Here is a 15,084-nt window from a genome sequence, read left to right on the forward strand (position 1 = left end):
CCTAACAAGCACATCAAGTCGCCAGCAAGCTGGCTGGGACGCCAAAACTACGCGGCGATTTAGTTTTGTGCTTCGCAAGTTTAACCAAAATCGCCGCTACGTTTTGTTGCCACTTATGTGGGCGTTAGCTGCCTAGGTCACTTATGAAGCATATTTTAATAATATTAACCTTACTCGGAGTAATTACGATGGCTCAAGCCGAAGATACATGGACTGTTGGTAAAATGAATATCAAGGGTAAGCCTGTTATTTATAAATTCATGAGTCAGCTACCCGATATCACTATTCAAAAGAAGTTACCTTGGTTAACTGTAATATCATGGAAATATGATGGTTCAACTAATAACGGGATGCCTATTACTTCCGAAAATGAACAAATGATAGCACTGGAAGATGGTCTTGAAGAAATTAGTGGCGAAGAAAGTATTTATTTACCTGCCTATACCGCAACGGGTAATGATTTAAAGGAGTTTGTTTTTTATATTTCAGATAGAGAGGCTTTTATCAATAATTTAAATAAATCTTTATCTTCACACTCAAGTTACCCGATTGAAATTAATTTTTATAAAGATGAAGAGTGGTCTGATTTAACTAAGCTTTTAGAGGATTTTAAAGGCAGCTAACAAGCCGCTCTAGAGTGACAATGAACTACGGTTGGTGTTCTTGTCGCTAGCTCCAAATTTAACACCAACCAACATTGCTCCTAAGCGGAGCGTTAGCTGCCGTTTAGTATTTGTTCTTTTTTCGGAGATTTGAAATGGATTTAAACAATATTCTTACGTTTATCGCTGTTGCAACGTTGCTCGTAATTTCTCCTGGCCCTAATGGGTTTCTTATCGCCAAAACAGTACCTCTATCTGGACATCGCGCGGGTCTAGCCAATGTCGCAGGCTTTGTGGCTGCTTTCTACGTCCATGGCACGCTATCAATATTTGGCATATCTATTCTAATAGTACAGTCTGCAAACGCCTTTTTTGTTTTTAAAATGCTGGGTGCTACTTATTTAATATGGCTGGGCGTAAAGGCGCTCAGAAACGCTGTTAGTCAAAATTCAGTTACACATAATTCAGAACCGGAGTTGCAACAAAAAACAGTCTCTACAAAAGGTGCGTTCTTTGAAGGCTTTTTAACTAATACTCTTAACCCAAAAGTGTCCATATTCTATCTCGCTGCTTTTCCGCAATTCATGCCCATAGATGGCAGCGCATTCAGCGCGTATTCTCTTGTTACGGCACACTCAATAGTTAATGTTGTATGGTTTTCAGCAATGGTATTCACTCTTGCTAAGGTTAAAAGTGCAACTAACCACCCTAAATTCAAAGTTTGGTTAAACTCAGTTACAGGTGTTGTATTTATTGGGTTTGGCACTAAATTGGCATTTGCGAAGAGCAGCTAATCGGGTAGCCGGAGGTATCTAGCCTCCAGCCCCCACAACACCCTGCATGCGGCTCCGCACAGGGCGTTTCATTTAGGATAGTGAAGCGCAATCCATCCATCACGTAGTGAGTAAAGCCCTTCGGATTTTAGGTAATCAAGAGATAACGCTTGATTGATCCCAGGGGATTTCGCACTTCGCCATGGCCCTTTGCTGGTGATACCACACGCCACCGCAGCTTGAACATGCACGCCCAGTCTCATTAAGTTTCGTACCTTGGTGCGCGGCTTTCGCCACTGACGCCAGTAAGCCATTCGCACTCTGCGCCGGATCCAGTGATCCAGTTCTACACAGCGTTGATAGCCACTGGCGATACCAAAGTAATTTATCCAGCCTCGTAAATCCTGACTGAGTTTAAAGAGTTGGTAATGCATCGATACGCCCCAGTTGCGATTCGTTAACCGTCGAACCTGCTGTTTAAACTTCATCAGGGTCTTCAGGTGCCATTGAATGCGTCCTGCCTTGAAGGTGAATCCAAGGAATTTGCTTTCACTGGTTTTAACGACGTGGCTTTTGGTTGTATTAACAACCAACTTCAAGCGGTGACTCAGGAATCTGCTAATACTATTGAGCACGCGTTCACCCGAACGGGGCGTCTTTACCAGTATGGTAAAATCATCCGCATATCGGGCAAATTTGTGACCCCGTTTCTCAAGCTCTTTGTCTAACGGGTCGAGCATGATGTTTGCCAACAGCGGCGATAATGGCCCGCCCTGAGGGACACCTTCTCGACTCTCACTATAAAACTGGTTATCGATAACCCCAGCTCGTAAGTAACGTTTAATCAGTTTAAGCAATCGCTTATCTTTCACTTTATAGCCAAGGTAGGTCATGAGTAAATCGTGATTAACGCGGTCAAAGAACTTAGACAGATCAACATCCACGGCAAAACGGCGTCCCGTTTTGATAATGCTGTTTACCTGCTTCACGGCTTGCTGCCCATTTCGATTTGGCCTGAACCCAAAGCTATTATCTGAGAAGGTTGGGTCGAAAATAGGCGTAAGGACTTGAGCAATCGCTTGTTGAATCACACGATCAACGATAGTTGGGATCCCTAATTGACGTTTTCCGCCATCAGGTTTATCAATCTCAACGCGTTTCACCGGTGAAGGTTGGTATTGGTCTGAGCGAAGCTCAGCCATAATACGTTTCCAGTTTCCGGCGTTTGCCCAAGCGGGGAAGTCATCAATGGTCATGCCATCAATGCCAGCTGCCCCTTTATTGGCTCGAACCTGTTTCCAGGCCGCCACAATATTGGAAGGCTGGAGAATAAGTTCGAGTAGATCTGCACTAAAGGCTGGCTGCTCATCACTACGCTGAGTCACGTCATTACCGGGCGGCATTCGTGTATTCAAGTCTGACAAGGCTCCTCCTTTGTTCTAAATGTTCCGGCCTTGGCCGTGTCCCAGCCATTATGCTGGGCATTTGGCTACTATGCCGTCTGCTGACTTCTGCTTTATCACCGCCACAGTCGCCTGAGACAGCGCTATCGGTTTGCATCAAGTTCGCTCGCAGTGGATGATGCGTTTCCTCTGCGCCAAGGCACTTGTATACCAGAGCCTCACTGGTGTTTACCGATCGCTCGTAAAGCAGATCTCCCCAGATAAGAGCATGCACTGTCTCTGCACTGCTGCATCATTTACGGTGGCCGTTAGATCACATGGTTTCGTTGTCTTGTGCCAACTCACCTTCAGCCTACGCCTCATATGATGTTCTTGTTCATCAGCTCGCAGATTTGCTAGCGGCTTCCTCCAGACTATCTCTCACGATTTAGCCCTTGCCATTCGCTAGTAGTTAGCGTTGAATAACAAAGTGTTAAACAACGGTGATCTTCCTACAGAGGACTTTCACCTCATTAGTTCATGCCCATGCTGGGCGTACACAAGGCCAGTCAGCATCGCCCACTGCGTGGGCTGGACAGCTTGCGGCGTTGATATGATTCCCGCTGTCAATAAGCACGCAGATCTTCCCACCGATTATTCAAATCGGTGTATGAAATCCAACTGAAGGTGCCTTTGGCCAATCAATGTCGGCGGTTGACCTTGCTGATATTCGGGAGTTTGGTTATTCCCATGACTTGTTTGCGCCGCTGGAGCCTTGCCTCAGTCTAGGTGCGCGTATTCTCAACGCTTAACGCCCTCGAGGATTGCTCACACCGCTGCCGCAGACAGGCCTCCAGTCAGATTAACTTTTAAAAACTTTACTCCTGAACCGGCCCCATTTCAGGGTCAAATCGTTGCGCGATGTCCCAGCTATACCCTAGCAGTTCTCTCGCTACCGCCGTGACTACTTTGTTGTATTCCTTACCTCGCGCCTTAAGCGCAGCAAAGCGTCGGCACAACCGCATCTGGGCTTCCCAACTCCGATTCTGCAAACCCACCGAATGCTCCTGCTGGCGTTTCTGCATTTCCAGCGAAACCTTGGGGGCATGACGGTAAGCCCAGGCCGCTTAAATCAGAATACGTCGTGCATGGGTGTTGCCGCACTTGGTAATGCCGCCTTGTTGTTGGCGAGCGCCACTGGAATACTCGCTGGGCGTCAGCCCTACAAAATTCATCAGGCTGCGCGGGTTGCTGAACCGGCGCAAATCCCCCAATTCTGCCACCAGAGTAACGGCGGATAAAAAACGAATACCCCGAAGTACAGTGAGCCACTGCACCAATGGATACCAGCACCACGCCTCGGTTACCACGTTCAATTCCAGTTCGATGTGCTGCAACCGCTCATGCCGCTCTGTCACTGTGTGGATGTAGTGCTGAAAGGTGATTTTCTTGGCCGGCTGTAAAAAGTGGATGTCGGCCAGGTGGCGTTTGTACGCCTCATTCCAATTCTGCCTTCCGGAGCACGGGTGACCATTGCGAAGCAGAAAAGATTTTAGTCGCTGACGGGCCTGACGAAGGTCGAGCATGGCATCTTCCCTTGCACGAATGAGGTCTCGGATGGCCCGTTTCTCCTTCGGATAGACATAGGCCAGGGGAGAGTTGCCACCCCGGATGAGTTTGGCAATTTTGTAAGCATCAATCTAATCGTTCTTGGTTTTGCCACCGTGAATGGCTTTCATATACAACGCATGACCCAGAATACAGACTTACAACAGTCTTGCGTGCAGATCGATACCGCAGTAAAACGGATGTAAATTGGTATGGAATTGCATTGAGCCTAGTCCTTTTTGGTTTCGTCACATTCCAGCTTAGCCAGTTGGCTTCGCTGGGGGGAGAAGGCTCAATCAGTATCAATGCGCTTAACACTTTCCCTTCAGTGACTGGGACAGCAACGCAGCGACTCTTCGCGATTTTACCGCTACGTTTCTGCCCATTAGCTGCCACGACGAAGTGATGCACAACATCCTGTACATGTGCTCACTTGCAAGCTAGACTTGTCTTATATAATGTACAAGTGAGGTACAGAATGAGAATCGTCTCTTTTACCGAAGCTCGAAATGGCCTTAAAGCTGTTTTAGACAATGTAATTAACGATGCGGATACTACTATAATCACTCGTCGTGACTCTGAAGATGCTGTTGTGATGTCATTGGATTATTACAACAGCCTTATGGAAACCGTTCATTTACTTCGTTCGCCAGCGAACGCTGAACACTTGAATCGTTCAATCGCACAGTTTAAAGCGGGTAAAACGACTCAGCGAGAACTTATTGATGAGTAACAGGTTGTTATCATGGACTGATGAAGCCTGGAATAGTTACGTTTATTGGCAGACTCAAGACAAGAAAACCTTAAAACGAATCAACAAACTAATTACCGATGTTCTGCGTTCTCCGTTTGATGGAATTGGAAAGCCTGAACCTCTTAAAGAAAACCTTTCCGGCTTCTGGTCTCGCAGAATAGATGATACCAATCGTTTAGTATACGCCGTGGATGATGCGGCAATTACTTTTATCTCCTGTCGTTACCATTACTAGTAGGCGGCAGCTGACAAACCGGAACAGCGCGAGAATAGCCTAAAGTATGCGTAAGTTGAGATTTCAGGGAAAATTAACAAATTGGAATGATGATAAAGGATTTGGGTTTGTCGAACCAAATGGTGGTGGTACCAGGTCTTTTGTTCATATTAAATCTTTTCAAAAACGCACCAGAAGACCGGTTGAGGGTGACTTAATCGTATATGAACAAGTTAAAGAGCCCCAAGGGAAATTTAAAGCCGTTAATATAAGTTTGGTTACTGATCGCAAGTTGAAAACCGCCATGCCTCAGAAAGCAGGCAAATTTGGTTCTTTGGTATCTGTTACCTTTTGCGTCACTTTGATATCAATTACGGTGTTGGAACTATTGCCGGTAGAGATTTTGTACTTATATATTGGGGCAAGCATTTTGGCTTTCATTGCATATGCTTATGATAAGTCTTCGGCTCGAAATGGCCGCTGGCGCACACCGGAAAGTCACCTTCATTTACTTGGTTTAATCGGTGGTTGGCCTGGTGCGTTTTATGCGCAAAATAAGTTGAGACACAAGTCCAATAAGAAAGAATTCAAACAGGTATATTGGGCAACTGTTGTAACTAATATTTGTGTGTTTGTTTGGCTTTTAGGTGAACAAGGTCAGCAGTTCCTGGAAACAATTGTCGGCTAGCAGTCGCATCTGGTAGCGCCACCTAAAAGCGGGCGCTGGGACACCAAAACTGTGCAGCGCAATTCACACAAAGTTAATGATTGTGAATTTTAAAAGCTCACACTGTAAAAATGCCCATTTCATGGTTAAGCGCATTTACATTGCTCTTTAAGTTTTTCCCGGTTTTGGCAACCACGGTCATTTCTTCCTCAGTATCTCCAGTCAGCTTAGATAAATCGTGCAAGCTTCTGTTCAGGTCTTCTGTAACACTGGTTTGTTGGGAAGCAGCGGTTGCTACCACTGCGTTAACTTCATTGATCTCTTTAATTGAATTGTTCACTCGTTCCAAAGCGGTTTTAGAGTCTTCGGCAACTGCCTGGGCCTGTTCACTTGTTTTTCTGCTGACTTCCATCGCACTCACAACGTTACGGGCACCTGACTGCAACCGTTCAATCATTGTACGAATTTCTTCAGTACTGTTTTGCGTGCGGCTTGCCAGTGTTCTGACCTCGTCCGCTACAACCGCAAACCCCCGCCCCTGCTCTCCGGCTCGTGCAGCCTCTATTGCAGCGTTCAGAGCAAGCAGGTTGGTTTGTTCCGCAATTTGCTGTATCACTTCCAGCACACCGCTTATCCCGTCAGTTTCCCGCTCCAGCTCATTCATCGCATCAGATGACTTGTTAATATCCTGATTGAGGTCTTCCAGTTTTCTTACGGCTTCCGTTAATGCCTGTGAAGTATTCAGTGCTTCCTGACTTGCTTCATTCGCAGCATTGGCTGCCTTATTCCCGTTATTAGTGATTTCCTGGGCACTTGCTACCATTTCATAAATCACCTGGCTCAAATGCTCAGTTTTAATCTTCTGCTCAGCCGCTAACTGCAGGCTCTTTTGCGAGGAATGATCCAATTGCAACGTAGCATCATTGATCACATTCGCCTCGTTGCTCACAGTCATTACAATTTTTCTGATTTTTTCGGAAAAGTCATTAAAGGATTTTGCGCTCAAGCCCACTTCGTCATCAGACTCTATCTTCAACCTGTGAGTTAAATCGCCCTCACCATGCGCAATATCCTGCAGCGCAGTATTCATATTTGCGAGAGGTACTAAGGCTTTTCGGATGAAAATAAAACTAAAAACCCAGGACAAAGCTAAAATAATCAGGCTCAGTGATACGGTTTTCGTCATCAGCCGGCTGATCATCATATCGAAGGTGTTCACATTTTTGGCGATGGTTTGCTCAATATCGTCAATGAAGTAACCCGTGCCCAGCAACCAGTCATAGCCGGGTATGTTTGCAGCATAAGCCAGCTTGGGCGCTTGTTCAGCGTCACCTAACTTTTTGAATGCTGAATAGTGAACATAACCACCACCTTGTTTCGCCACTTTAACCATTTCATCCAGTGGATGGGGTTTGCCATTCAGGTTACTGCGATTAATGTTTAGCTTTTCAATCGGCTTAGGGCCAACGCGACCATTGGCAATACCATACAAATCGTAGCTATTGATAAAGAAATAGGTGCCATCGCCATATTTAAAATCAAAGACAAAATCCCTGATTGCCTGATCGCGTTGCTCGGAAGGCGGCTGATTTAGAGTCTCCTTCATGGCAGAAAGCGCTAGCAATACCAGAGCCTTAAGTTCATCTTTTTTTTGCTGGAGCAACGATGCGCGCTCTGTCTCAATTTGCTTTTGCTTGAGGGATTCCAGCTCAGTTACAGTACTCCAGCTCAAACCAACCGAGATAACAATCAACGGGATAGCCGATATCAAAATTAATCGGTTTCTTAACAGCTTCAACTTTCCAAACATGGATAACTCCAAAACAAACCCATGCCAACATTGTTATTCGGTTCGACTAACAACTGACTTACTGAAAATCCCTTTAACCAAATTATCCCTAATCCAAAGTACCACCCCCAGAATATAACAATTCTTTTACAAAACCAATCAAAATAGTCAAGCGTTTAAGCCAAGATCAATCATTTTAAATCCAATGCAGAGGCTATCTGAAATACGCCTTGGTGTGCTCGTGCACATCATCGGCTTCGAGCAGCTCATCAATTGGCATCCACCGGTAGTCCGAATGCTGTTCCAACGGTAACTCGCTGACCGATTCAAGCTTCAGGCTATAGGCGATGGCAACATAGTGGGTGGATACTTCCTCATTAAAAACGCAATCCGCGTAAAAGTGGTCGTACACTCCGAGCAGCGACGCACCCGATATTTCCAAAGTCTGACCCACTTCTGCCTGGGTAAGGCGCTTGAAGGCTTGCTTTAAAGGTTCATTCTTGTAAATTCTGCCACCGGGTACAAACCAATAGCCCTGGGCAGGCCTGTTCACTCGTTTGCCAAGCAGAACAAAGTCATTGCGGTTTCGAATTACAAGATCAATTGAAACCAGCGGTGTACTTTCCAGCACGTCAATAAATCGCTGTTTATCCAGAAACATAGCTCTCTCCAAAATCCCTATTAAAGACAACAGACTAGCAAACTTCGGTTGGTAATTGAAAACCTGGATAGCGAAATGCTCTGTAATGTTGACGCGCTTTGAAACTGAAACCAAATCTTGATGATAGTGAATGAAAAAGTTGCCTCCACTTATATTATTATATTAATGTAGAGAGAAACATAATTTTAACAAACTGTGCACTGCCCTACCAAGATGTAGTTCACGCCGCCGTCTGCGAAGTAACCAGCACGAGGTAAGAATATGAAGTTACTCAATAATATAAAAATAAGGCACCGCATCCTGATACTTGCTGCGCTGCCTACGCTGATCATATTGATCAACTCCATCATTGAGCTTCGTGCACTTTCCGAACAACAGGCAGTGCTAAAGTCAATGACCAATATCATGTCATTGTCCACCGAAACTCAAATGCTCGCCGCCCAGGTACAGTATGAGCGAGACCTGACTTACGGCTATTCCAGCGGCCAGCCCATGTTCGCCGCCGCCTCAAAATACGAGGCACGACTAAATAGGCAGCGCAATGCGACCGATCGCGCAATCCTAGCGTTCAAGGAATTCGTGAGTTTACATCAGGAAGAGTTGGATGAAGCGGGTTTGGCTAACAAAATCAATACGCTTTTCGAAGCTTTTGATGATCTAACGCCTGCACGTGAGGTGTTTAACAATCATGAAATCAAAGATGGTAGCGGGTGGTTTGCCATAAATGGGTACCAACAGATTCTCGGGGTTGCACAACGGATCCACGAGGAAGTGGTAAGAATTGCCTCTGCCAATAAAGAGCTTACCCTGCTTAGCAACGCCTTCGCCATCATTGCGCAAATGCAGGTAGAGTACGCCAATGAGCGGGGCCTGGGAATTCGTGCCCTGGATCGTCCGAATATCGATTACCAGCGTTACTGGCGGGTAAAAGCCAGCGGTTCAGTCAGCATAAAACTGGAAGAACAGTTTCGCGCATTCATAGACCCTGAATTTACCGAGTATTTCAACGCGCAGCACCTGAATAGCGAAATTCGAAAACAAATCAACGATTTTCGTAACCGCTTCACAACTTCAGGCGGTAAGCAGGTATCAGAAACACCGGAACAGTGGTTCGAAATGGCAACTCAGCATATGAAGTCACTGCACCAGGTTGAGGAAAAGCTGGTAGAGAAAATCAATCAGCAAACCGCATCACTGATGCAACAGGCCAACAACAATTATCTTTGGCGCCTTATTCTTATTGCGCTGACCCTTGGGCTGATTGTTTTAATCTCAGTCGCCATCATTCGTTCCATTATCATTCCGCTCAGGAGCTTTGTTACTTCCTTTGAGACCATTGCTGAACAAAAAGACGTCACTCACCGCTTTTCGATCACCAGCAATGACGAGCTATCTGATGTGGGGCGCGCATTTAATCGGTTGCAAGACAGTTTTAACGGCGCATTGCAGGGCGTTACAACACAAAGCCAGCGTATGCGGGCACTCACTGAAGAAGTGGCTCAGGCAATGAATAACAGCGAGACACTGGCCAACAACCAAAACAATGCCACTGACAGCGTCTCCGTTGCCATGAATGAAATGACCACAACCATCAATGATGTTGCCAGGACCGCTCAGGAAACCGCTGGCATTGTCCAGCGCGCCCATGATCTTTCACTCAAGAGTACCCAGAGTGCGAATTCCAGCAAAGTCATCATGCAAAAGCTCACGGATGAACTAGCCAAGACTCAAAGCCAGGTTGATGAGTTAAACGCCCATAGCGCTTCCATCGGGAATGTGCTCAATGTCATTCAGGCCATAGCCGAGCAAACCAATTTGCTTGCGCTGAACGCTGCAATAGAGGCTGCCCGCGCCGGGGAGCAGGGGCGGGGGTTTGCGGTGGTCGCCGATGAAGTACGAAGCCTGGCCAGCCGAACCCAGGAAAGCACCGAACAGATTCGCGGTCAGATTGAAACGCTTCAAAATGGCTCTGCACGGGCAACCGAGAGCATGCAGCGTTTGCAGGCGCAAGGCTCTGAAACCATCAACGCGGTGCACGAAAGTGTGGACGCATTCAAGGTATTACAGCAGGAGCTCGATGCCATCATGAACATTTCCACTCAAATCGCCACTGCATCAGAACAGCAGTCCCAGGTTGCCAATGAGGTCAATCGCCAGGTTTGTGCAATAAAAGAAGACGCCAACAACATGAACAGCCATATTCATCGCACCGCCAGTGCCAGCAAGGAACTGGACAACACCGGAACGGAATTGAACCAGTATGTATCAGCGTTCAAAATATCGGCTTAAAAGAAAATTGTATCACCTCGCCCCTCGTTCTTGAGAGGCGAGGTTCCCCTTCAGTTAAAGTGGAACACCGAGATATTTTCCATTAACACATCGCCATTGTTGGTCAGAATCTTTATGGAAGACAGAGTCTCGCTGCCTTGTTTGTACATCACATCAGAGTCGTCTTTAATAGCATGTATGCGCTGGTTGATTTCGTCGGCCACATTGGTTTGCTGTTGGGCCGCCACTGCGATTTGACCGGACATATCGGTGATTTGATCAAGTTCAGATTTCATGACCGCAAACGCATTGGTGCTGCGCTCGACAATCTCTGCAGTTGCCTGCCCGGATGTTTGCAGTGAGTTCACTTTATTGCTTGCCATAGAAGCGCCGTTGATCAGGGTTTCTATCTGCACCTGTATTTGCTCGGTAGACTCCTGGGTGCGCTTGGATAAATTCCGCACTTCATCGGCGACCACCGCAAACCCCCGCCCCTGCTCCCCGGCGCGGGCAGCCTCTATTGCGGCGTTCAGGGCTAGCAAGTTGGTTTGTTCAGATATTCCCTTGATAACCTGAAGAATATTGCTGATCTGGCCGGCCTCATCATTCAGATTGGAGACCAATTCGTTAGTTTCACCCAATTCTGCAATCAACCCATCAATGGATTGCTTGGTTTTCAGCGCATCACCCTCGCCGGACACGGAAAGGTCGTACACACGCTGCACCGTATCGGAGGTTGCCGACGCCATTTTGGCCACTTCGTGAATGGTGGAGGTCATCTCGTTCACTGCGACAGAAATATTGTCGGTTGACTCTCTCTGCTTATTTATCAACGTCATTGAGTCGCTCATAGAGCGGGATACACCTTTGGATACGCTGTCCAGTGACACGATTTTTTCCCGCACGCTGGATAACGTCTGCTCAAACGTTGTGATCAGGGAGTTAAAGGCATGCCCAACCAGACTGAGTTCGTTGGTGCCTTCAATACGGCTGCGCAATGTCATGTCTTTGGTTTCGGCCAGCTTTTTGAAATCATTCATCAGCATACTGAGTGGCAAATTAATACTGACGATGATTTTGTAGGATATCAGTAGAATGCCCGCTAACAATAAAGCCATCATAATCAGAATGTTATAGACCTGCTGCTGTGCATCTTCGACCTGCGCGTTTTTGATCGCGTCAAAGTTGTCGAGTGCGTGATCCAGCACGCGCTCGTAACCCGCCCCCAGTTGCCGGCCAACATCCAGCCACTCGGCTTTTACAATGCCCACATCCTTACTCACATAATCGCTGGGCTTGCGCCTGAGATCCTCGTAGGTTTTGCGCGCAAATTTGTAGAATTCCTGGTTGGTAAGGTTTGCACCGAGGTAATTCACCATGTCTTCAGATGAAAAACGCCGGTAGTTGTCCAGAAAGGTTTCTTCCATCGCGGAACGCTTCATTACATCGCTGTAGGCACTGACATGCAGGGGTTCCTCTATTCCACGGTACAGCGCACTGAAAGCCAGCAATGCATTATCCTGGGCGTAGATCAGGTTTTTGAAGGCGTTGGCGGGCAAAGAAAGGTGTTCATTTTTGGCCGCCAACAGCACCACCTGGTTCATACTTTGAACCAGGCCTTCAGAGATATTCTGGAATGACAATTTGGTCCAGGTATAGGCACCGTTGCTTTCATCTTCGTTTCTAATTCTTTTCAGGCGCCGATCCGCCAGCCCCCTGACAAACGGCAGTCTGTCCAGCACCTCATTGATATTCTTAATATCGTCTGCCAGTTGAGGAAATTCTGAATACTGGGAATCATCCCGGGTAAATTCAACAAAGGCGCTTATGGCCTTATCAACCGCCGGGCGCTTTTCCTGCATATCCGATTTAAACTCCATCCCGACCGGATCTTCCGGATTGCCAGGCCCAAGATACATTTTGGTATACAGCAGTTCCTGTTGAATTGCTGACAATAAAGGCGTGGCGGTGTACACGTACTGCTGAAGAAATTCCATGTCTTCTGCACGGTTAAGCTCTTCGCGGGCGTCATTCAATTTCTCCAGAGCCAGCAATGACGCAGCCAGCACAGGAATGGTGACCAGCAACAATATGCGCGTTTTTATGTTGACCCGGTTGATTACATTCATACAAACCTCATTATGAAAGACTTCCAGCGAGCAGGATTGAGCCAGTTTGGGCGAATTTGACGATTACTGAACAGATTAACAACATGGATCCAGTCTGTCACTTAAATTTAACAGCTTGGAAGTTATCGGCGCTCACAGATACTTTTTTAGCCCCGTCGCCTATTTCGCGGGCTGCAGACCGGCATCACCACGTTGAAAAATTCACACTGGCTATTTCAAACTGACTGTTAAATAATGATTTTTTCAATCAAGCGGTTTGGCTTTTTCGCCAATACGATAAGATTTAGCGCAGCAATGACAGTGCTGAGCAAATCCACCAGCTCACCGTGTAACCAACAGGATGAATGTTTTGTCTCAAAGCGTGATCTCCGGGCAAACCGGGCCAATGGAAAATATTCGCAGGCTCATTCGGTTGATGGGCCCGGGTATTCTGATGGCAACCGCAGCAGTAGGAGGCAGCCATCTGGTTGCCTCAACGCAGGCTGGCGCCCAGTTTGGCTGGCAACTGGCGTTGCTTATTCTGGCGGTCAACTTGTTCAAGTACCCTTTTTTCCGCGCGAGTGTGAGCTACACCTACAGCACCCGCAACACGCTGCAGCAAGGCTATCGTGATATGGGTAAGGGCTATTTGCTCGTTAGCTTTATGCTCAATATTGTTGCCGCCGTCGTTAATACCGCAGCATTACTGATGTTTGCCGCCAGCCTGCTGGGCTACTTTTTACCTTTTGAGCTTCCCATGGCGGCACTGGCTTCAGTGGTGCTTGCGGTGGTTCTGGTGATCATTATTGCTGGCCATTTCAGTGCCATAAACCGGGCCTCCAAGGCCATCATGGCGGTATTGATCATGGCGACGGTAATTGCGCTGCTGATGGCCTGGAACGAAGGCGCAGTAGCGCCGCCTGAATTCACGTCTCCCTCTCCCTGGACTCTCGCCACGATTGGTTTTCTTGTGGTTACCATGGGGTGGATGCCCGCGCCTATTGAAGTCTCCTGCCTCACCTCCCTGTGGCTCAAACAGCAATGCAATGAAAACCCGGTCACTGCGCAATCGGCCTTGTTCGACTTCAATCTGGGGTACTTTATCACCTTGTTACTGGCACTGGTGTTCCTTGCTCTTGGAGCCCTTGTATTGCACGGTAACGGTGAAACGCTGGCTTCTGGCGGAATCGGCTTTTCCAGCCAACTGATCAACCTTTACGCGCATACTATTGGTGAGTGGTCCCGCTATCTGGTCGCACTTATCGCCTTTTTATGCATTTTCGGGTCAACACTGACGGTTTACGACGGCTACTGCCGTGCTCTGGCTGAAGGTATGACGTTGTTGAAAGGGCAGGAAAAAGCGCCTGACAAAGTCTTCCTCGGCTGGCTTGTGGCGGTTGCTGTGGTCAGCTTTGGTATTGTGCTGTTTTTTAAATCAGCGTTATTGCCAATGCTCAGTTTTGCCATGACACTGGCGTTTATCACCACCCCAATGTTTGCCTGGCTCAACCACAGGCTGGTCAAACGGGCTGAGCTTGATCCGGCTCTGAAGGGCGGCATTGTCCTGCAGATGCTGACCTACTCAGGGCTTATCTATCTGTTTGGGTTTTTACTGGCGTTTGTGGCCTGGAAATGGTGGGGCTAGCGCGCTAAGCCGCCCCCCTCAGGCTAGCCTCGCCCGTCGTCCAAATCATCAGTATCGACCTGGCCGGTCATGTTTCTTCGAATGTGAGACCAGGACATTCCAACAGCAAGAATGACAGCGATGAGCACCAGAATAATCCAGCTCAGGGCGTGCTCGGATTGCAGACTCAGTAATCCAATGTCTACGAACCACCATACTATGCCTCCCAAAAGGGCTGCACCCAGCGCTATTCCCAGCCATCCCAGTGACATGAATGTGGCGCGCAGGTAGATTATCCAGGCAATGAGTAAAATCACCCCCACGATCAGTATCACCGGCCCGAATTCAACTCCTTCTGCGGTAACCCAACTGACGAACGAGTAATGCGTGGGATTGTAAGTCCCCAGTACCAGCGCCAGCGCAAATGCCACCCTGCGCAAAAAGCCCCCCGCGTTAAAAGCCGAAGCCATATTTCACACTCCTTTTAACAGGACAAAGCGCTCACGCAAGCGCCGAATATTAACAAGGTATATACGCCATCCGGCGAGTTTTCAAATATGGCAGGATCGGGGGGGCGAGCAATATTGCGAAGGTATGAGACTTAACTGCCGCCGTGATACTCACCAGGCGGCAT

General features: G+C 47.5%; 14 protein-coding genes and 1 pseudogene. 7 read left to right on the plus strand and 8 right to left on the minus strand.

Annotated features, from left to right (window positions below; translation table 11 throughout):
* Positions 1–188 precede the first annotated feature (188 nt).
* Both DXV75_RS15070 and DXV75_RS15075 read left to right on the plus strand, forming a co-directional pair.
* A complete protein-coding gene (locus tag DXV75_RS15070; protein ID WP_115594258.1) occupies positions 189–623 on the plus strand; it encodes a DUF695 domain-containing protein in 435 nt (144 codons plus the stop codon).
* 134 nt (positions 624–757) lie between these two features.
* The gene (locus tag DXV75_RS15075; protein WP_115594259.1) at positions 758–1,396 is read left to right on the plus strand and encodes a LysE family translocator; all 639 of its coding nucleotides are present in this window, start codon (positions 758–760) and stop codon (positions 1,394–1,396) included.
* A 68-nt stretch (positions 1,397–1,464) separates the two neighbouring features.
* On the opposite strand, the gene ltrA is transcribed toward DXV75_RS15075, so the two are convergent.
* The 4 genes and pseudogenes from ltrA to DXV75_RS15095 all read right to left on the minus strand — a co-directional run.
* Positions 1,465–2,799 (minus strand): group II intron reverse transcriptase/maturase, encoded by a 1,335-nt coding sequence (gene ltrA, locus DXV75_RS15080; protein WP_115594260.1) that lies wholly within the window; start codon positions 2,797–2,799, stop codon positions 1,465–1,467.
* A gap of 836 nt (positions 2,800–3,635) precedes the next feature.
* Positions 3,636–3,842, minus strand: a complete 207-nt coding sequence (locus DXV75_RS15085; RefSeq protein ID WP_115594261.1) for a hypothetical protein — start codon at positions 3,840–3,842, stop codon at positions 3,636–3,638.
* 42 nt (positions 3,843–3,884) lie between these two features.
* Positions 3,885–4,343, minus strand: coding sequence for a transposase (locus DXV75_RS15090; RefSeq protein WP_115594327.1), 459 nt, complete (start codon positions 4,341–4,343; stop codon positions 3,885–3,887).
* Between the two features lie 9 nt (positions 4,344–4,352).
* Positions 4,353–4,589: pseudogene (locus tag DXV75_RS15095) on the minus strand (IS110 family transposase); the annotation flags it as partial.
* A 254-nt stretch (positions 4,590–4,843) separates the two neighbouring features.
* On the opposite strand from DXV75_RS15095, the gene DXV75_RS15100 reads away from it, so the two are divergent.
* The 3 genes from DXV75_RS15100 to DXV75_RS15110 are packed head-to-tail and all read left to right on the plus strand — an operon-like array spanning position 4,844 to position 6,021.
* Complete coding sequence (locus tag DXV75_RS15100; RefSeq protein WP_115594262.1) at positions 4,844–5,098, plus strand: type II toxin-antitoxin system Phd/YefM family antitoxin; 255 nt, start codon at positions 4,844–4,846, stop codon at positions 5,096–5,098.
* The gene (locus DXV75_RS15105; protein WP_115594263.1) at positions 5,091–5,354 is read left to right on the plus strand and encodes a Txe/YoeB family addiction module toxin; all 264 of its coding nucleotides are present in this window, start codon (positions 5,091–5,093) and stop codon (positions 5,352–5,354) included. The genes DXV75_RS15100 and DXV75_RS15105 overlap by 8 nt, the downstream gene beginning before the upstream one ends.
* Positions 5,355–5,400: 46 nt before the next feature.
* Entirely contained in the window at positions 5,401–6,021 is a 621-nt protein-coding gene (locus DXV75_RS15110) for a DUF1294 domain-containing protein (protein WP_220272539.1), read from the plus strand.
* 97 nt (positions 6,022–6,118) lie between these two features.
* On the opposite strand, the gene DXV75_RS15115 is transcribed toward DXV75_RS15110, so the two are convergent.
* Positions 6,119–7,810 carry a methyl-accepting chemotaxis protein gene (locus DXV75_RS15115; RefSeq protein ID WP_115594264.1) on the minus strand — a complete coding sequence of 564 codons (1,692 nt, stop codon included), beginning with the start codon at positions 7,808–7,810 and terminating at the stop codon, positions 6,119–6,121.
* 193 nt (positions 7,811–8,003) lie between these two features.
* Entirely contained in the window at positions 8,004–8,450 is a 447-nt protein-coding gene (locus tag DXV75_RS15120; protein WP_115594265.1) for a GDP-mannose mannosyl hydrolase, read from the minus strand.
* A 261-nt stretch (positions 8,451–8,711) separates the two neighbouring features.
* Here DXV75_RS15120 and DXV75_RS15125 point away from each other — a divergent pair, with 261 nt between their 5' ends.
* A complete protein-coding gene (locus tag DXV75_RS15125) occupies positions 8,712–10,739 on the plus strand; it encodes a methyl-accepting chemotaxis protein (protein ID WP_115594266.1) in 2,028 nt (675 codons plus the stop codon).
* Positions 10,740–10,789: 50 nt separating this feature from the next.
* On the opposite strand, the gene DXV75_RS15130 is transcribed toward DXV75_RS15125, so the two are convergent.
* The gene (locus DXV75_RS15130) at positions 10,790–12,847 is read right to left on the minus strand and encodes a methyl-accepting chemotaxis protein (RefSeq protein WP_115594267.1); all 2,058 of its coding nucleotides are present in this window, start codon (positions 12,845–12,847) and stop codon (positions 10,790–10,792) included.
* Between the two features lie 385 nt (positions 12,848–13,232).
* Between DXV75_RS15130 and DXV75_RS15135 the strand changes: the two genes are divergently transcribed.
* Positions 13,233–14,471 (plus strand): NRAMP family divalent metal transporter, encoded by a 1,239-nt coding sequence (locus DXV75_RS15135; RefSeq protein WP_115594329.1) that lies wholly within the window; start codon positions 13,233–13,235, stop codon positions 14,469–14,471.
* 23 nt (positions 14,472–14,494) lie between these two features.
* Here DXV75_RS15135 and DXV75_RS15140 read toward each other — a convergent pair whose 3' ends face one another.
* Positions 14,495–14,920: a DUF6524 family protein gene (locus DXV75_RS15140; protein WP_115594268.1), complete on the minus strand. Its 426-nt coding sequence runs from the start codon at positions 14,918–14,920 to the stop codon at positions 14,495–14,497.
* Positions 14,921–15,084: the final 164 nt, after the last annotated feature.

Source organism: Alteromonas aestuariivivens (genome assembly GCF_003367475.1).
Taxonomy (GTDB): domain Bacteria; phylum Pseudomonadota; class Gammaproteobacteria; order Enterobacterales; family Alteromonadaceae; genus Alteromonas; species Alteromonas aestuariivivens.